Origin of the sequence: Achromobacter pulmonis (genome assembly GCF_902859765.1) — a bacterium.
Lineage (GTDB): Bacteria > Pseudomonadota > Gammaproteobacteria > Burkholderiales > Burkholderiaceae_B > Achromobacter > Achromobacter pulmonis.
On record NZ_CADIJV010000003.1, the window covers coordinates 75,760 to 92,228 of the forward strand.

16 protein-coding genes are annotated in these 16,469 nt (G+C 70.8%); 7 read left to right on the forward strand and 9 right to left on the reverse strand.

Features of this window, described 5'->3' with window-relative positions:
• Positions 1-52 precede the first annotated feature (52 nt).
• A complete protein-coding gene (locus HV701_RS03690; RefSeq protein WP_175131731.1) occupies positions 53-991 on the forward strand; it encodes an alpha/beta hydrolase family protein in 939 nt (312 codons plus the stop codon).
• A 58-nt stretch (positions 992-1,049) separates the two neighbouring features.
• Here the strand turns inward: HV701_RS03690 and HV701_RS03695 are convergent, their stop codons facing one another.
• Positions 1,050-2,339, reverse strand: a complete 1,290-nt coding sequence (locus HV701_RS03695; RefSeq protein ID WP_175131732.1) for an MFS transporter — start codon at positions 2,337-2,339, stop codon at positions 1,050-1,052.
• A gap of 107 nt (positions 2,340-2,446) precedes the next feature.
• On the opposite strand from HV701_RS03695, the gene HV701_RS03700 reads away from it, so the two are divergent.
• The 4 genes from HV701_RS03700 (at position 2,447) to HV701_RS03715 (ending at position 6,144) form a co-directional block, all read left to right on the forward strand.
• A complete protein-coding gene (locus tag HV701_RS03700) occupies positions 2,447-3,397 on the forward strand; it encodes a LysR substrate-binding domain-containing protein (RefSeq protein WP_175131733.1) in 951 nt (316 codons plus the stop codon).
• Entirely contained in the window at positions 3,381-4,286 is a 906-nt protein-coding gene (locus tag HV701_RS03705) for a LysR family transcriptional regulator (protein ID WP_175131734.1), read from the forward strand. The genes HV701_RS03700 and HV701_RS03705 overlap by 17 nt, the downstream gene beginning before the upstream one ends.
• A gap of 128 nt (positions 4,287-4,414) precedes the next feature.
• Complete coding sequence (locus HV701_RS03710) at positions 4,415-5,044, forward strand: glutathione S-transferase family protein (protein WP_175131735.1); 630 nt, start codon at positions 4,415-4,417, stop codon at positions 5,042-5,044.
• Between the two features lie 155 nt (positions 5,045-5,199).
• The gene (locus HV701_RS03715) at positions 5,200-6,144 is read left to right on the forward strand and encodes a pyridoxamine 5'-phosphate oxidase family protein (RefSeq protein ID WP_254595111.1); all 945 of its coding nucleotides are present in this window, start codon (positions 5,200-5,202) and stop codon (positions 6,142-6,144) included.
• A 20-nt stretch (positions 6,145-6,164) separates the two neighbouring features.
• Here HV701_RS03715 and HV701_RS03720 read toward each other — a convergent pair whose 3' ends face one another.
• On the reverse strand, positions 6,165-6,623 hold the full coding sequence (locus tag HV701_RS03720) for a winged helix-turn-helix transcriptional regulator (protein WP_175131736.1): 459 nt from the start codon (positions 6,621-6,623) through the stop codon (positions 6,165-6,167).
• A 111-nt stretch (positions 6,624-6,734) separates the two neighbouring features.
• Between HV701_RS03720 and HV701_RS03725 the strand changes: the two genes are divergently transcribed.
• Positions 6,735-7,982 carry an MFS transporter gene (locus HV701_RS03725; protein ID WP_175131737.1) on the forward strand — a complete coding sequence of 416 codons (1,248 nt, stop codon included), beginning with the start codon at positions 6,735-6,737 and terminating at the stop codon, positions 7,980-7,982.
• 20 nt (positions 7,983-8,002) lie between these two features.
• Here HV701_RS03725 and HV701_RS03730 read toward each other — a convergent pair whose 3' ends face one another.
• The 5 genes from HV701_RS03730 to HV701_RS03750 all read right to left on the reverse strand — a co-directional run bounded on the left by HV701_RS03730 (position 8,003) and on the right by HV701_RS03750 (position 14,201).
• Entirely contained in the window at positions 8,003-8,743 is a 741-nt protein-coding gene (locus tag HV701_RS03730) for an ABC transporter ATP-binding protein (protein ID WP_175131738.1), read from the reverse strand.
• Complete coding sequence (locus HV701_RS03735) at positions 8,731-9,549, reverse strand: ABC transporter permease (RefSeq protein WP_254595100.1); 819 nt, start codon at positions 9,547-9,549, stop codon at positions 8,731-8,733. Before HV701_RS03735 ends, HV701_RS03730 begins: the two co-directional genes overlap by 13 nt.
• Entirely contained in the window at positions 9,546-10,553 is a 1,008-nt protein-coding gene (locus HV701_RS03740) for an ABC transporter substrate-binding protein (RefSeq protein WP_175131739.1), read from the reverse strand. The genes HV701_RS03735 and HV701_RS03740 overlap by 4 nt, the downstream gene beginning before the upstream one ends.
• A 203-nt stretch (positions 10,554-10,756) precedes the next feature.
• Entirely contained in the window at positions 10,757-12,526 is a 1,770-nt protein-coding gene (locus tag HV701_RS03745) for an acyl-CoA dehydrogenase (RefSeq protein ID WP_175131740.1), read from the reverse strand.
• 37 nt (positions 12,527-12,563) lie between these two features.
• On the reverse strand, positions 12,564-14,201 hold the full coding sequence (locus HV701_RS03750; RefSeq protein ID WP_175131741.1) for an acyl-CoA synthetase: 1,638 nt from the start codon (positions 14,199-14,201) through the stop codon (positions 12,564-12,566).
• Positions 14,202-14,396: 195 nt separating this feature from the next.
• Between HV701_RS03750 and HV701_RS03755 the strand changes: the two genes are divergently transcribed.
• Positions 14,397-15,107: a Crp/Fnr family transcriptional regulator gene (locus HV701_RS03755; RefSeq protein ID WP_175131742.1), complete on the forward strand. Its 711-nt coding sequence runs from the start codon at positions 14,397-14,399 to the stop codon at positions 15,105-15,107.
• A 10-nt stretch (positions 15,108-15,117) separates the two neighbouring features.
• Here HV701_RS03755 and HV701_RS03760 read toward each other — a convergent pair whose 3' ends face one another.
• On the reverse strand, positions 15,118-15,819 hold the full coding sequence (locus tag HV701_RS03760) for an aspartate/glutamate racemase family protein (protein WP_175131743.1): 702 nt from the start codon (positions 15,817-15,819) through the stop codon (positions 15,118-15,120).
• 22 nt (positions 15,820-15,841) lie between these two features.
• Positions 15,842-16,297, reverse strand: coding sequence for a MarR family winged helix-turn-helix transcriptional regulator (locus tag HV701_RS03765; protein ID WP_175131744.1), 456 nt, complete (start codon positions 16,295-16,297; stop codon positions 15,842-15,844).
• Positions 16,298-16,469 lie beyond the last annotated feature (172 nt).

Here is a 16,469-nt window from a genome sequence, read left to right on the forward strand (position 1 = left end):
ATTCAGAAAGGCCGTTCCAGACCTTGTTTGATTGATCTGAGAGAATGTGAATATGGATACGCACCGCATCACACTGCGCGCCGCCGATGGCGTGGCGCTGGGAGGCTACGCGTGGCGCCATGCCGGACCCGGCCCGGCCGGCCCGCGTCCGGTGGTCGTCATCAACGCCGCCACCTCGGTGCGCTGCCGCTATTACGCGCGCTTCGCCGCCTATCTGCACCGGCACGGCTTCGACGTGCTGATCTATGACTACCGCGGGATCGGAGAATCGCGTCCGGCCTCGCTGCGCGGGTTCCAGGCCTCCTGGATGGATTGGGGCGAGAAGGATTTCGAGGCGGTGCTGGGGTATGTCGACACGCATTTTCCGGGCCAGCCGGTGGATGTGGTGGCGCACAGCATCGGCGGTTTCGTCACCGGCCTGGCGCCGTCGGCGCGGCGCTTGCGGCGCATTTTCACGATGGGCGCACAGTACGCCTATTGGCGCGACTATGCCGCCGGGCAGCGCCTGCGCATGCTGGCCAAGTGGCATGTGGCGATGCCGCTGCTGGCGGCCTGCCTGGGGTATTTTCCCGGGCGCCGCCTGGGCTGGCTGGAGGATACGCCGCGTGGCGTGGTGCGCGACTGGAGCTTCATGGGGCCGCGCTTCGAAGGGCGCGGCGGGCCGGACCATCGCGTGGCCGCGATGGCGGCGGTGACCGCGCCGATCCTGGCGCTCAGCGTCACCGACGACGAATTCGGCACCGAGGCCGCCATCGGCCGGCTGCTGGCGTACTTCACCGGCAGCGCCCGCACGCACCTGCGCCTGGCGCCGGCCTCGCTGGGGCTGGAGGCCATTGGCCACTTTGCATTTTTCCATGAGCGCTTTCGCGACACGCTGTGGCCGATCGCGCTGGGTTGGCTCAGCCGTGGGGAGCGGCGGCCGGCTGGGGTGACGCCCATCCGTTGCGACTGCGCGGCGGCGCTAGCCGGAAGTCCGAGTATCCCCGCGTGAAAATCCCGGCGCCCAGGGCCTCGGCTGCCGCCTGTGCGGCGCTGTGCGCGCCGCGCGTTCACGGCCGCCCCGGGCGCGGCAGCAGCGGCAAGACCGCCAGCATGGCGCCGCCGGCGGCCAGCCAGGCCAGCGGCCAGGATGTGGCCGCCACCAGCCGCGGCAGCGCCAGTGGCGTCAGGAACAGCCCCAGGTAGACGCAGGTGTTGGCCAGCCCCAGCGCGGTGCCGGCGCGGGCGGCGCCGGCCAGCGTGGCCAGTTCGGTGTAGGCCACGCCGTGCCAGGCCGAGGCGCAGATGCCGGCGGCGGCCAGCAGCACCGGCACGGCCAACAACGCCACGCGGTGGCCGGGGGCCGCGCCCAGGGCCCAGGCGGCGGCCGCCAGCGCCGCGAACAGCAGGCAGCCGAGCCAGACACAGCCACGCAGGTAGGCGCGGCGGTTGCCGTGGCGGTCGGTCCAGCGGCCGCTGGCGATGCGCGCGACCATGGCGCCCAGTTGAACCGCCACCATCACCGCGGTCAGCGTGGCGATGCCGGCGCCGCTGAAGTCGTGCAGGAACACCGTGGCGAACGTCAGCACCGCGAATTGCGGGCAGCACAGCAGGCCGATCGCCACCGCCGCGCGCCACACCCGCGCATCGCGTAGCGGGCTGCTGGCGCGGGCCATGGAGCGGGGCGCCGCGCCGGCGCTGGGCGGAGCGGCCGTGCGCGCGCGGTCCGGCTCGCGCAACCAGCCCAGCGTCAGCAGCGCGGCGCCTGCGCACAGGCTGGCCAGCAGGCCAAAGACGGCGCCGAAGCCGGCACGCGACGCCAGCCATGGCAGCACCAGCGCACCCAGGCCGCCGCCCAGGGGCACGGCGGTCTGGCGGATGCTCATCGCCAGGCCGCGTTCGCCCTCGTCGAACCATGCCATCACCGCGCGGCCGCTGGCGCCGTTGACACTGCCGCCCATCACACCCACCAGCAGCAGGCCCAACGTCAGCAGCCACAAGGCGGGCGCGACGCCGTGGGCCGGGGCCGCGCACAGGCTCATCCAGGCCAGCGCCGCCGCGGTCGCGCCGAGGCCGGCCAGCAACACCGGCCGGTCGCCCCAGCGGTCGGCCAGCAGGCCCCAGGGCAGTTCGAACAGCGCCACGCCCAGGCCGAGCACGCCGAGCGCCAGGCCCAGGGCGTCGTTGTCCAGCTGGTAATCGGCGCGCAGCAAGACGGCGGTGGCGGGCAGGCCGGCCGCCGCCGCGGAGAACGCGACATTGGCGGCCACGCCCACTGCCAGCACCTTCCATCGGTGGGCGGGACGCGCGGCGGGCGCCGGGGCGGAGAGGGCGGAGAGGGCGGAGGCGGGCAGGGACATGATGGTTTTCCAAGCGGGATTGACATTGACGCGGCCAGTCTGCGCCCGTAACATCATTCTGAAAATCAGGAAATTTTCAATTAAAGGTTTTGAAAAACGGGACAATAATGCGGCCTGTCACTTTCGACCTGGACGTGTTGCGCAGCTTCGTCGCCGGGGTGGAGCTAGGCAGCTTCGGCCGCGCCGCCGACCGTCTCGGGCGTTCCACCTCGGCGGTCAGCGCGCAGCTGAAAAAGCTCGAGGATCAGGCCGGCGTGCCGCTATTGCGCAAGGCCGGCCGCGGCCTGGCGCTGACCGACGCGGGCGAGACCATGCTGGCGTACGCGCGCCGGCTGCTGGAACTGAACGACCAGGCTTCGGTGGCGGTGCGCGGCACGCGGTTGCAGGGCCGGGTGCGCCTGGGATTGCAGGAGGATTTCGGCGAGATCCTGCTGCCCCGGGTGCTGGGCCAGTTTGCCCGCGCCCATCCGCGGGTGCGGATCGAAGCGCGGGTGGCGCGCAATGCCGACCTGCTCGAACGCGTGGCGACCGGCGAACTGGATCTGGCGCTGGCCTGGGACCATGACGCGGCGCGGCCGCATGGCTTGAGGCTGGCCGAGCTGCCACTGTGCTGGATCGGTCCGGCCGCAATGGATCCGGTGCGCGATGCCGATGGCGCCTTGCCGCTGGTGGCATTCGAGGCGCCCTGCCTGTTCCGCAGCCGCGCCACCGATGCGTTGGATCGCGCCGGTATCGCCTGGACCGCGGCCTTCATCAGCCCCAGCCTGGCGGGCCTGTGGGCGGCGGTCGGCGCGGGCCTGGGGCTGATGGTGCGCACCCCGCTGGGGCTGCCGGCCGGGTTGCGCGTGATGGCGCCGGGCGAGCAGGGCCTGCCGCCGTTGCCGCCGTTGCCCTTGTCGCTGTATCACGCGCAAGGCCGGCCGGCGCCGGTGGCCGCGGCCCTGGCGGATATCGTGCGGCGTTGCGTGCGCGACAGCGTCGCAGCGCTGCCGGCCGTGCCGGGCCTGCCGGCGCGCATCCATCCCGAGGAGGCCGAGCGCCTTGAACCGATTCCATGAAATGAGTGTCTTCCTGGCGGTGGCCGAGGCGCAGGGCTTCGCCGCCGCCGCGCGTCGTTTGGCGATGTCGGCCCCCACCGTGACACGCAGCGTCGCGGCGCTGGAACGGCGGCTGGGGACGCTGCTGCTGGTGCGCACCACCCGCAGCCTGCGCCTGACCGAGGCCGGCGCGCGCTACGCCGCCGACTGCCGCCGCATTCTCGAAGCGGTGGAGCAGGCCGACGACGCCGCCGCCGGCGCCATGGCCGCGCCGCGCGGTTCCCTGCACATCACCGCGCCCGCGCGCTTCGGTGAATTGCATGTCATGCCGGCGGTGATGGGCTATCTGCGGCAGCATCGCGAGGTTTCGGTGCGCGCGCTGCTGGTGGATCGCGTGGTGAACCTGCTGGACGAAGGCGTGGATGTGGCGGTGCGCATCGGCGCGCTGCCCGATTCCACGCTGACGGCGGTGCCGGTGGGACAGGTGCGGCGCGTGGTGTGCGCTTCCCCCGATTTCCTGCGGCGCAACGGCACGCCGGACAGCCCCGATGCGTTGGCGCGCTTTTGCACCATCACGGCAGCCATGGAAGGGCGCGGCTCGCAGTGGCGCCTGCTGCAGGATGGGCAGCCGCGCCGCCTGCCGTTGGACTCGCAGCTGACCGTGACCTCTTTCCAGGCCGCGGTGGCGGCCGCGCGCGAGGGCTGGGGCCTGACCCAGGTGGTGTCTTACCAGGTGGCGCGCGACCTGGCCAGCGGCGCCTTGCAGGTCGTGCTGCGCGACTATGAACTGCCGCCGATGCCGGTGCATGTGGTCTATCCGGAAGGGCGCAGGAGTTCGGCCAAGGTGCGCAGCTTCGTCGAGTTCTGCGTCGAGGCCTTGCGCCGCGACCTGGCGGCACTGCCGGTGTGACGGCCCCGGTGTGACGGCCGGCGGCCATTCTTTCACTGGCGGCAATGCTGTCTTGCGTGGCCAGGCGGTTCCCCCGCGCGCGGAGCGGGTTCAAGATGGACGCCTGTTTCCTTTCACGAGATAGCGCCATGTCCAACGCTCCCCTGACGTTCTACGGCTTTCCCCTGTCCGGCCATTCGCACCGCGTGGCCCTGATGCTGTCGCTGCTGGACGTGCCCCACCGTAGTGTCGAAGTCGACCTGCGCGGCGGCGCGCACAAGCGCCCCGACTTCCTGGCGCTGAATGCGTTCGGCCAGGTGCCGGTGATCGACGATAACGGCGTGGTGGTGGCCGACTCCACCGCGATCCTGGTGTACCTGTGCAAGCGCTACGGCGGCCAGGCCTGGCTGCCCGAGGATGCCGTGGGCGCGGCGGCGGTGCAGCGCTGGCTGTCGGCGGCGTCCGGTCCGCTGGCCAGTGGCCCCGCCGCGGCGCGGCTGGTGACGCTGTTCGGCGCCTCGCATGACGTGCCGGCCACGCTGGCGCGCGCGCATGCTCTGCTGGCGGTGATGGAGCAGGAGCTGGCGGCCACCGGTTATCTGGCGGGCGCCGCGCCGACCATCGCCGATGTGGCCTGCTACACCTACGTGGCGCACGCGCCGGAAGGCAATGTGTCGCTGGCGGCGTATCCGCGCGTGCGCGACTGGCTGGCGCGGATCGAGGCATTGCCGCGCTTCGTGCCGATGGCGGTGTCGCCGGTCGGGTTGCGGGCGGCGTGATGCCAGGCGCGGGCGGCAAGCCCGCGCACCAGGAGCCTGAGATGAATGCGAATACGATACGTCCCATGGGCGCCGCGGATGCCGCGCCGGCCGGCGATTCGGCCAGCGCCAGGCCGGCAGGGGGCGCTGCGGCGGTCCCGCCGGCGGCCGGCGCCATGCCCTGGCACGCCGGCGAACGTCAATTACAGGCGCACGTCGGCATGGCCGAGCGCATGGCGCAGGTGGGCGCGAAGGTGATCCGCCCGTACATGCCGGACCAGCACCGCGCCTTCTTCGCGCAGCTGCCGTTCCTGGTGATGGGCGCGGTCGATGGCCAGGGCGACCCCTGGGCCGGGGTGATCGAGGGCGAGCCGGGCTTCGCCGTATCGCCAGACCCCGTGACCTTGCAGGTGGCCGCGCTGCCGGACGCCGATGATCCGCTGCGCGCCGGCCTGGGCCCGGATCAGGCGGTGGGGCTGTTGGGCATCGAACTGCACACGCGCCGCCGCAACCGCATGAATGGCCGTATCAGCGCGTGGGACGGCAAGCGGTTCGCGGTCACGGTGGCCGAGTCGTTCGGCAACTGCCCGCAGTACATCCAGGCGCGCGATTTCCATTTCTCGCGCTCGCCGGCCCTGCGCTTTCCGGCACCGGCGCGCGAGCGGACGACGCTGGCCGAGGCCGACCAGGCGCTGATCGCGCGCGCCGATACGCTCTTCGTGGCGACCTACGCCGACACCGATGACGCCGGGCGCCGGGTCGACGTTTCGCACCGCGGCGGCAAGCCCGGCTTCGTGCGGATCGACGGCGACACGCTGACGATCCCGGATTTCTCCGGCAACCGCTTTTTCAATACACTGGGCAACATGCTGCTCAATCCGCGCGCCGCGCTGCTGTTCATCGACTTCGAACGCGGCGACGTATTGCAGGTGTCGGGCCGCGCCGAGGTCATCCTGGACAGTCCGGAGATCGCCGCCTTCGCGGGGGCCGAACGGCTGTGGCGGGTGCGTGTGCAGCGAGTGCGGGCCAGGCCGGGCGCGCTGGCGCTGCGTTGGCGCTTCGGCGGCTATTCGCCGACCGCGCTGGCCACGGGGCAGTGGCCGCAGGCCACCGGTGTCTGACGCGGCAGGACTCGCCAGGGTCAGGCGCGGTCGCCGTCGACCTTGCGCACCACGGTGTCGTCCGGCGCCAATTCGCGGCCGTCCTGGGCGCGGACCTGCAGGCGCCGCACCGGTTGGCCGCGCTTGCGGTCGATGAGCGTGGAGTGCGGTTCGGCCGGGCCATAGTAGTGGTCTTCGCCCCACTGGCGCAGGCCGACGATCACGGGAAATAGCGCCCGGCCCTTTTCCGTCAGCACGTATTCCTGGTAAGCGCTGCCGTCCGAGGCCGGCGCCGCCGCCAGGATGTCATGCGCCAGCAGCGTGCGCAGGCGGTCGCTGAGGATGTTCTTGGCCACGCCCAGGCTTTTCTGGAATTCGCCGAAGCGCCGCACGCCGTCGAAGGCGTCGCGCACGATCAATAGCGACCACCAGTCGCCGATGGCGTCGAGCGCGCGCGCCACCGGGCAGGCGGCGCCTTCGAGACTGGTGCGTTTGACCATATCGTCCTGACCTTTGCCGCCGTCGCGGCGGATGAATGTCGATTATCAGGTTGCATTATAAAACCTTAAGGCCTAGCATTCTGGTTTCTTAATAAAACCAAAAAGGCCGCCATGTCTGACCGAACCGATCCTTCCCCCCTGGCGCCGCCATCCGCCGGCGGCATGCCCACCGCGCTGGTGCTGCTGCTGGCGGTGGCCTGCGCATTGAGCGTGGCCAACGTGTATTACGCGCAACCCTTGCTGGACGCCATGGGCCGCGAGTTCCGCCTGGACGAGGGCGCGGTGGGCATCGTCGTCACCGCGACGCAGTTGGGCTGCGCGCTGGCGCTGGCGCTGGTGGTGCCGCTGGGCGACCTGTTCGACCGGCGCCGCCTCATGCTGGCGCAGCTGGGGCTGCTGGTGCTGGCGCTGGCCGCGGTGGCGCTGGCGTCCGCCGCGCCGTGGCTGCTGGCCGGGATGCTGGCGCTGGGCCTGCTCGGCACCGCCATGACCCAGGGCCTGCTGGCCTTGTCGGCCGCGCTGGCGGCGCCGGGCGAGCGGGGGCGGGTGGTCGGCGCGGTGCAGGGCGGCGTGGTGATCGGGCTGTTGCTGGCGCGCACCCTGGCCGGCGCGGTGGCGGACCTGTGGGGATGGCGCGCGGTCTACCTGGTGTCCGCTGGCCTGGCCGCCTTGCTGGCGCTGGCCTTGGCCCGCTGGCTGCCGCGCCGCGCCCTGCCGGCCGCGGGACTGGGCTATGGCGCGCTGCTGCGCTCGATGCTCACGCTGCTGGCGAGTGAGCGGGTGCTGCGGGTGCGCGGCATGATCGCGCTGCTGATGTTCGCCGTCTTCAGCGCGTTCTGGACGGCGCTGGTGCTGCCCCTGAGCGCGCCGCCGTATTCGTTGACGCCTAGCGCGGTGGGCGCGTTCGGGCTGGTGGGCGTGGCGGGCGTGCTGGTGGCGGCGCGGGCCGGCCGGCTGGCGGACAGGGGCCATGCCCAACTCACCACCGGCGCCGGCCTGGCGCTGCTGTGCCTGGCCTGGGGACCGATCGCGCTGCTGGACCGGAGCCTGTGGGCGTTGGCGCTGGGCGTGTTGGTGCTGGACATCGCGGCGCAGGCGCTGCACGTGACCAATCAGGCCATGATCTTTTCCATCAGCGCGCAGGCCCATAGCCGCCTGGTCGGCGGCTACATGATGTTCTACGCGGTGGGCAGCGGGCTCGGGTCGATCGCATCGACCTTCGTCTATGCGCGGGCCGGCTGGCTCGGGGTATGTGCGCTGGGCCTGGGACTGAGCCTGGCGGCGGCGCTGTTCTGGGCATTGACGTTGCCGCGCAAGGCGGCGCCGGCGGCGCACTGCGCCAGCGCGCGCCGCGCGTGAGAGGCGCGGGCGCGGTCCGGTCAGTGATGTTCGAGCGTGTGGGCGATGGCCGCCACTTGCCGCGCGAATGCCGGATCGGCGCGGTCGCGCGGGCGCGGCAGGTCGATGTCGTAGCTGCCGGCGATATTGGCCGGGCGGCCGCCCAGCACCACCACCTTGTCGGCCAGGAACACGGCCTCCTCGATGTCGTGGGTGACGAACAGCACCGCCGCGCCGGCGCCCTGCCAGACGCGGATCAATTCCTGCTGCAGGTTGCGGCGGGTGATGGCGTCGACCGCGCTGAAGGGTTCGTCCATCAGCAGCAGGTCGGGCTTGACCGCCAGGGCGCGGGCGATGCCGACGCGCTGCGCCTGGCCGCCGGACAACTGGTGCGGCCAGCGGCGGCCATAGTCGCCCATGCCGGTCAGCCGCAGCGCGGCGTCGATGCGCTGCTGGCGTTCATGGCGATCCAGGCCCAGGCCTTCGAGGCCGTAGCCGACGTTGCCGCCGACCGTGCGCCACGGCATCAGGCGGCTGTCCTGGAACACCACCGCGCGGCTGCGGCGGCCCGCGCGCGCGGGCGCCTGGAACCGGACTTCGCCGCTGGCGGGGTCGGCCAGGCCGGCCGCCGCGCGCAGCAGGGTGGACTTGCCCACGCCCGAGCCGCCCACCACGGCCACGAAACTGCCCGCCTCGATCGCCAGCGACAGGCCCTGGATCACGGGGGCGTCGGCGCCCGGATGGCGGTACGAGAGTTTGGAGAATTCGATCACGGACGCCATTGCAGCACCTTGCCTTCGACCGCCGAGAACGCCAGGTCGCAGAGTGTGTAGACCAGCGAGATGATCAGCATGTAGACCACCACCGCGTCGTAGGCGCCGACGCCGGCGGCGGCATTCATTTCCTGGCCCATGCCGGGCACGCCCAGTAGTTCGGCGGCGATCAGCGTCATCCAGGCCTGGCCGATGCCGGTGCGCACGCCCGACAGCGCGCCGGGCGCGATGGCCGGCAGCGTTACGCCGAGCGCGCGCGCCAGGTAGCCGCCGTGGCCGAAGGCGCGCGCCAGCTCGTAGTAGCGCGGGTCGACATTGCGCACCGCGCTGTAGGTGGCGAAGTAGTTGACCCAGAACACGCCGATGGCGATGACGAAAGCGGCGCCGGCATGGCTGACCTTGAACCAGGCGATGGCGAATACCACCCAGGCCAGCGGCGGGATCGGCCGCAGGATGCGCGCCAGGTAGGCTTGCGCCAGGTTGAAGCGCGGCAGCGTGGCGGCCGCCAGGCCGACGGCAAAGCCCAGCGCGGTGCCGGCGGCCAGGCCCCAGAAGTAATGCACCAGGCTGGAGCCGATGGCCGGCAGCAGGCGGCCCGACTGCCATTCCTGGACCAGCGTGGCGGGCAGTGCGAAGGGGTCGGGCAGGGTGCCGGGGGGCGCCCATTGCCACAGCAGGGCGGCTTTCCAGATGGCGATGAAGATAACCAGGCCGGAGATGCCGTAGGCCGCCCGGCGCGCCGCGGCGAACCAGGGCGGCGCCCCGTTGCGGACCGGGGCCGCGGGGGCGGCAAGGGCCGGGGCGGTCTGGCTCATGGCTGGGCGGCCTTGTCGTAGAAGCGGGTGTCGAACAACTGCTTGACGTCGGCGCTGGCCGCGCCGACCGTGCCCAGGCTGGCCTGAAAGGCCTGCAGTTCGGCGGTGGCGTCGACGATGGCATGCGGGTCGGCCACGAATTGGTCATGCGAGTTGCGGATGGCCTTTTCCACCAGCGCGCGGTCGAGGCGGCCGCCGCCGACATATTTCTGCACATGCGCAGCGGTGCGCGCCGGGTCGTCGCGCAGCAGGGCGGTCGCGGCCACTTGGGCGTTGACCAGTTGCTGCACCGCTTCGGGGTGTTCGGCGATCAGCTTGTCGCGCACCAGCAGCACCGCGCCGGGTTGGTTCGGAAACAGCTGCGAGCCGCGCGCCACCACGCGCGATTCCGGCAGCCGGGTCAGCACGGTGGTGACGGTGGGTTCGAGAATGGCGGCGCCGTCGATGGCCCCGGTCAGCAGCGACTGCTGGATCTGCGCTTCGCCCTGGTAGATCAGTTCGAGGCTGGCCGGATCGGCCTTCAGGCGTTGGCGCAGCCAGTATTGCAGGGCGGCCTCGGGCACCGCGCCCTTGGGGTAGCTGGCGATGACCGGCTTTCTGCCCTTGTCCTTGGCGAAGCGGGCGAACGCGGTGGCCGGATCGCCCGAGGCGAAATACGGCGCCAGCGCGCCCAGCGCGACCACGTTGACCTGTTCGACGATGTTGGAGGCCACGACCTTGATGCCGGCGCCCTTGGCGCTGGCCACCAGCGCCGGGCCGATGCCGACATAGGCGACGTCGAGCTGCCCGGCCAGCAGCGCCTGGGTCAAGGCCGGGCCGCTCTGGAATTGCACCAGCTTGGGCGCGGGCGCGCCCTTGGCCTGCAGCGTGCCTTCTTCCAGCGCCACGAACAATTGCGCGTCCGGCAGGATCGGCAGGTAGCCAATTTCGAGCGCGGGCGGCGCAGCGTGAGCGAGGGACGTGGTGACGGCGAGGAGCGCGGTGGTGAACAGCTTGCGGAGCATGGAGGAAAGGTCCTGAACGAGGGCGCCTTTGATGCGGCTGGCGGCTTGCCCGCGGACCCGGGTTTCCCACATCCGCTTAGTAATTTTAGATATGTTTTATCCTTTTCATTATTCATTATGGTTATATGCTTAATGGCGCCGCGCACCAAGGAAAAAGACCGCCGCAGCGGTCTTTCCGGGTTCGGTGGCAGCGCCGCGCGGCGTCAGGGCTGCACGGCGTACTCGATCGAGCCGGCCACCACCGCCGCCAGGCCGGGCGCCTGGGTCAGCTTGTGCAGGGCGTAGGTCTGGGCCGTGGCGATCTTGGCCTGGTGGAAGGCCGGGTCCTCGTCCTGGCGGTCCAGCGACACCAGCAGCGCGCGCGCCATCTGCCAGCCGGCCAGCACCGTGCCCGCCAGCAGCAGATAGGGCACGGCCGAGCCGAACACCGCGTTGGGATGGGCGGCGGCGTTGGCCACCACGAAGTCGACCGTGTTGGCCAGCGCCAGGCGGCCCTCGCGCAGCGGCGTCAGCACCAGGCGGGCGGCCGCCTCGCTGCGCGCCTGCAGCGCTTCTTCGGTCTGGCGGATTTCTTCGATCAGCGCCTGCGCCACCGCGCCGCCGTCGCGCAGCGTCTTGCGGCCGACCAGGTCGTTGGCCTGGATCGCGGTGGTGCCCTCGTAGATGGTGAGGATGCGGGCGTCGCGGTAGTACTGGGCGGCGCCGGTTTCCTCGATGAAGCCCATGCCGCCGTGCACCTGCACGCCCAGGCTGGCGACGTCGATGGCGGCCTCGGTGCACCAGCCCTTGACGATCGGCACCAGGAATTCCTGCACCGCCAGGTGGCGGGCGCGTTCGGCCGGGTCGGCGCTGGCGTGGGCCAGGTCGGCGTGGCCGGCGGTGTAGTAGGCCAGCGCGCGGCCGGCTTCGGTCAGGGCGCGCATGGTGCCCAGCATGCGGCGCACGTCCGGGTGCTGGATGATGGCCACGGCGTTGCGCGAGGAGCCGTCCACCGGGCGGCTCTGCACGCGCTCGGCGGCATAGGCCAGCGCGTGCTGGTAGGCGCGGTCCGCCACCGCGATGCCCTGCACGCCGACGGCGAAGCGGGCCGCGTTCATCATGATGAACATGGCGTCCAGGCCACGGTTTTCCTGGCCCACCAGGTAGCCGATGGCGCCGCCCGCGTCGCCGAACTGCAGCGTCGCGGTGGGGCTGGCCTTGATGCCCAGCTTGTGCTCGATCGACACGCAGGTGACGTCGTTGCGCGCGCCCAGCGAGCCGTCGTCGTTGACCAGGAACTTGGGCACCAGGAACAGCGAGATGCCTTTGACGCCTTCGGGCGCATCGGGCAGCCGCGCCAGCACCAGGTGGATGATGTTCTCGGCCAGGTCGTGTTCGCCGTAGGTGATGAAGATCTTGGTGCCCGAGATGCGGTAGGTGCCGTCGCCGACCGGCTGCGCGCGGGTGCGCAGCAGCGCCAGGTCGGAGCCGGCCTGCGGCTCGGTCAGGTTCATGGTGCCGGTCCACTGGCCCGACAGCATCGGGCCGATGTAGCGGTCGCGCAATTCGGGCGAGCCGGCGGTCAGCAGCGCCTCGACGGCGCCGTTGGTCAGCAGCGGACACAGCGCGAACGACAGGTTGGCGGCGTTGAGCATTTCGGAGCAGGGCGCGCCCAAGAGGCCGGGCAGGCCCTGGCCGCCGTATTCGGCCGGATGCGTCATGCCCTGCCAGCCGGCCTCGGCGTATTGGCGGAAGGCCTGCCTGAAGCCGGGCGAGGTGGTCACCGCGCCGTCATGCCAGGCGCTGGGCTCGCGGTCGGCGGGATGGTTCAGCGGCGCCAGCACGTCGGCGGCGAAGGTGGCGGCTTCCTCCAGCACCGCCTGGGCGGTGTCGGGCGTGGCTTCGGCATACTGCGGCAGCGCCGCCACCCGCGGCAGGCCGGCAAGATGGTTCAGCACGAACAGCATGTCTTTCACGGGGGCTTGGTACGTCATGGCGTCGGAGCTCCGGGGAGTCTGGATAGGGAGGGAATCAGGTGGCGTCGATGGCGCGGGTGGAACCCACCGCCGCGCGCAGCTCGAATTTCTGGATCTTGCCGGTCGAGGTCTTGGGCAGTTCGCCGAAGCGCACCGCGCGCGGCACCTTGAAGCCGGGCAGCAGCAGCTTGCAGTGGGCGATGATTTCTTCGGCGGTGGCGCTGCAGCCGGGCTTGAGCTCGACGAAGGCGCACGGCGTCTCGCCCCATTTCGGGTCGGGCATGGCCACCACCGCCACGGCGGCCACGGCCGGATGGCGGTAGAGGGCGTCCTCGACCTCGATGCTGGAGATGTTCTCGCCGCCCGAGATGATGATGTCCTTGCTGCGGTCTTTGATGCGGATGTAGCCGTCGGGCGTCATCACGCCCAGGTCGCCGGTGTGGAACCAGCCGCCGCCGAAGGCCTCGTCGGTGGCGCGTTCGTTCTTCAGGTAGCCCTTCATGCAGATGTTGCCGCGGAACATGATCTCGCCCACGGTCTGCTCGTCGGCCGGCACTTCCTGCATGGTGTCGGGGTTGCGCACCGAGACGCCGGCCTGCAGGTGGTAGCGCACGCCCTGGCGCGCGGTCAGCAGGGCGCGCTGTTCGTCTTCCAGGTCGTTCCAGGCTTCCTGCGGGGCGCACACGGCGGCCGGGCCGTAGACCTCGGTCAGGCCGTAGACGTGGGTCAGTTCGAAGCCGATTTCCTTCATCTTGGCGATCACCGCCGGCGCCGGCGCGGCGCCGGCCACCATGGTGCGCACGGTGTGGCGGATGCCGGCGCGCATTTCGGCCGGGGCGTTGGCCAGCGCGCTCTGCACGATGGGCGCGCCGCAGTAGTGGGTGACGCCCTCGGCGCGGATCAGGTCGAACACGGTCTTGGGATCGAACTTGCGCAGGCATACGTTAACGCCGGCGCGCGCGGCCACGGTCCAGGCGAAACACCAGCCGTTGCAGTGGAACAGCGGCAGGGTCCACAGGTAGACCGGGTGCTTGGGCATGTCCCATTCAAGGATGTTGCTGACGGCGTTGAGATAGGCGCCACGGTAATGGTAGACCACGCCCTTGGGATCGCCGGTAGTGCCCGAGGTGTAGTTCAGCGCGATCGCGTCCCATTCGTCGGCCGGCGGGCGCCAGTCGAACCTCGCGGGCGCGGCGGCCAGGAAGGCTTCGTAGTCGGTGGCGCCGGGCAGGGTGGCGGGCGTGCCGTCCAGGTCGTGCACCGAGATCACCACCAGGTGCGGGAATTCGGCGCGGGCGCGCTGCGCGAGTTCGGCGTATTCGGTGTCGACAATGAGCGCGCGGGCCTCGCCGTGGCCCAGCATGAACAGCACGCTGGGCGTGTCCAGGCGGGTGTTGAGGGTGTTGAGCACGGCGCCCAGCATCGGCACGCCGAAATGCGCCTCGACCATGGCGGGGATGTTCGGCAGCATCACCGCCACCGTGTCGCCGCGTTGGATGCCGGCGGCGGCCAGGGCGCCGGCCAGGCGTTGCGCGCGTTCGTAGGTCTGGGCCCAGGTGCGGCGCACGGCGCCGTGCACCACGGCCAGGCGGTTGCCGTAGACCTGCGCGGCGCGGGCGATGAAGTCGACCGGGGTCAGGGGCTCGTAGTTGGCGTCACGGCGCGCCAGGCCGTGGTCGAACATGCTGCTCATGCTTGTCTCCTGTGGGGCGCGGGGGCGCCCGGATATGCTTTTTTGCGGGAAACTTGATCTGGATCGCCGGGGATGATCTGTAGCCGGAATCCCGCTGCTTGCTAGAGCTTATCGGCCGCCGGAAAATGGTGTCTGTCGCCTGCATGACAGACCTTATTCCGCGCGCCCAATCCACAGTTTTACACGGTTCTTTCCATGTCCGATGTTTCAAACGACGTTTCCCGGACCGAGCTGTCCGCGCTGTTGCGCGGCTGCGCCTGGTTCAACGCGCTGGAGGCGCCGCACCAGGAGCTGGTACTGGCCACGGCGCGGGGCGAGCACGTCGCCAGCGGCGCCTGGATCGCGCGCCGCAACGCGCCGTCTGACTACTGGCTGGGCGTGCACAGCGGCCTGCTGAAGCTGGCGATCTACAACGAATCGGGACGCAGTTGCACCTTTTCCGGGGTGCCGCCGGGCGGCTGGTTCGGCGAGGGCAGCGTCATCAAGCGCGAATTGCGCAAGTACGACGTGGTGGCGACCCAGCCGTCGCTGGTGCTGCGGGTGCCGGCCGCCACCTTTCATGCGCTGCTGGCGGCCAGCCTGCCGTTCTCGCACTTTGTCATCGGGCAATTGAATGACCGCATGGGCGAGTTCATCGCTTCGATCCAGAACCATCGCCTGCTGGATGCCGATGCGCGCGTGGCGCAGTCGCTGGCGCAGTTGTTCAACCCGCAGCTGTATCCGTCCACCGACCTGACGCTGGCGATTTCCCAGGAGGAACTCGGCTACCTGACCGGCCTGTCGCGCCAGCGCGTCAACCAGGCGCTGCAGACGCTGGCCGACCAGGGCGTGCTGGCGCTGTCGTACAACCAGATCAAGGTGCTGGACCTGGAACGCCTGCGCCGGTACGGGCTGGACCAGCTCTGAAGGCGCGGCGTCAGGCCAGGGCGCGGTCCAGGGCGGCGCGCGCCAGGATACGGGTCGAGTCCAGCGTCGGCAGGGCGCAATTGGCGTCGTTCAGCACCAGCGGCAGTTCGGTGCAGCCCAGCACCACGGCATCGCAGCCGGCCTCGCGCAGCCGCGCCACCACGCCTTGCAGCAAGGCCACCGATTCGGGCTTGAAGACGCCGTAGACCAGTTCGTCCATGATGACGCGCGCCAGCAGGTCGCGATCGGCCGGCGCGGGGCGCACGTAGTCCAGGCCGCGCGCTTGCAGCTTGTCGGGGTAGACCGGACTGTCGACCAGCCAGCGCGTGCCCAGGATGCCGATGCGGCGCAGGCCGCGCGCGGCGGCTTCGGCGGCGACCTGTTCGGCGATGTGCAGCCAGGGCAGCGGCGAATGGGGCAGCACGTGGCCCAGCGCCTGGTGGATGGTGTTGTCGGGGCAGATCAGGAAGTCCGCGCCGGCGCGCGCCAGCTTGCCGGCGGATGCCAGCATCAGCGCGCCCACGCCAGCCGGATCATTGCGTTCCAGGCACGTCACGTAGTCCGCCAGCGATAGGCCGTGCAGCGACACTTCGGGGTGCGCGTGCGGCCCCAGGCGCTGCGCGCCTTCGGCGCAGATCGTGCGGTAGCAGAGCGCGGCGCCTTCGGCCGAGCAGGCGACGATGCCGATATGCAGGGGGGAACGAGCGGGCATGCGGGGCTCCATGGCGGCCGGGTCAGGCGGCGGGTCTGGACAAGGCCCGCACGTGGCGGGCGATCTGGCGGAACTGCTCGGCCATGGCGTCCTGCTGCGCCGGCGGCAGCTGCGACAGGAACAGTTCGTCGATGGCCGGGCCATACACCTTCCACATCTTGCGGCGCAGCGCCAGGCCGTCCGGCGTGATGCGGGCGTAGGTGGCGCGGCGGTCCTCGTCCGAACGGAAGCGCTCGACCAGCCCGGCGGCCTCGATGCGGTCCATCAGGCGCGTCAGGTTGTAGCGCGCGATGACCATGCGCTCGGCGATCTCGAACATGCGCGCGGTGCCTTGCGGCGCGCGTTCCAGCGCCCACAGCGCGTCGTACCACGCCAGCGGCGGCAGGCTGGCGGCAGCCAGTCGTTTTTCGATTTCTTCCACCACCAGCGCATGCGCGGTCAGCAAGAGGCTCCACGCGTCGGGCTTTCCCGTGGCCATGCGGTCGCTTCCTTTTCCAGAGATTTCGTTGTTCCGGATTGTAGAGGCCCGGGGCCGGCGTGCGGGCAGCAGGCCGGCCGCTAGCGGGACGCGGGCCCGTGGCCACCGTGGCGTGCGCCTTGAAATAGTTGCACTTGCAATTGTTCAAAAACCTCAATACGATTGCAATTGC

What these genes read in the sequence shown, in the direction of transcription:
- HV701_RS03690 (WP_175131731.1), top strand. Translation starts at nt 53, where the DNA reads ATGGATACGCACCGCATCACACTGCGCGCCGCCGATGGCGTGGCGCTG.
- HV701_RS03695 (WP_175131732.1), bottom strand. Translation starts at nt 2,339, where the DNA reads ATGTCCCTGCCCGCCTCCGCCCTCTCCGCCCTCTCCGCCCCGGCGCCC.
- HV701_RS03700 (WP_175131733.1), top strand. Translation starts at nt 2,447, where the DNA reads ATGCGGCCTGTCACTTTCGACCTGGACGTGTTGCGCAGCTTCGTCGCC.
- HV701_RS03710 (WP_175131735.1), top strand. Translation starts at nt 4,415, where the DNA reads ATGTCCAACGCTCCCCTGACGTTCTACGGCTTTCCCCTGTCCGGCCAT.
- HV701_RS03715 (WP_254595111.1), top strand. Translation starts at nt 5,200, where the DNA reads ATGCCCTGGCACGCCGGCGAACGTCAATTACAGGCGCACGTCGGCATG.
- HV701_RS03720 (WP_175131736.1), bottom strand. Translation starts at nt 6,623, where the DNA reads ATGGTCAAACGCACCAGTCTCGAAGGCGCCGCCTGCCCGGTGGCGCGC.
- HV701_RS03725 (WP_175131737.1), top strand. Translation starts at nt 6,735, where the DNA reads ATGTCTGACCGAACCGATCCTTCCCCCCTGGCGCCGCCATCCGCCGGC.
- HV701_RS03730 (WP_175131738.1), bottom strand. Translation starts at nt 8,743, where the DNA reads ATGGCGTCCGTGATCGAATTCTCCAAACTCTCGTACCGCCATCCGGGC.
- HV701_RS03735 (WP_254595100.1), bottom strand. Translation starts at nt 9,549, where the DNA reads ATGAGCCAGACCGCCCCGGCCCTTGCCGCCCCCGCGGCCCCGGTCCGC.
- HV701_RS03740 (WP_175131739.1), bottom strand. Translation starts at nt 10,553, where the DNA reads ATGCTCCGCAAGCTGTTCACCACCGCGCTCCTCGCCGTCACCACGTCC.
- HV701_RS03745 (WP_175131740.1), bottom strand. Translation starts at nt 12,526, where the DNA reads ATGACGTACCAAGCCCCCGTGAAAGACATGCTGTTCGTGCTGAACCAT.
- HV701_RS03750 (WP_175131741.1), bottom strand. Translation starts at nt 14,201, where the DNA reads ATGAGCAGCATGTTCGACCACGGCCTGGCGCGCCGTGACGCCAACTAC.
- HV701_RS03755 (WP_175131742.1), top strand. Translation starts at nt 14,397, where the DNA reads ATGTCCGATGTTTCAAACGACGTTTCCCGGACCGAGCTGTCCGCGCTG.
- HV701_RS03760 (WP_175131743.1), bottom strand. Translation starts at nt 15,819, where the DNA reads ATGCCCGCTCGTTCCCCCCTGCATATCGGCATCGTCGCCTGCTCGGCC.
- HV701_RS03765 (WP_175131744.1), bottom strand. Translation starts at nt 16,297, where the DNA reads ATGGCCACGGGAAAGCCCGACGCGTGGAGCCTCTTGCTGACCGCGCAT.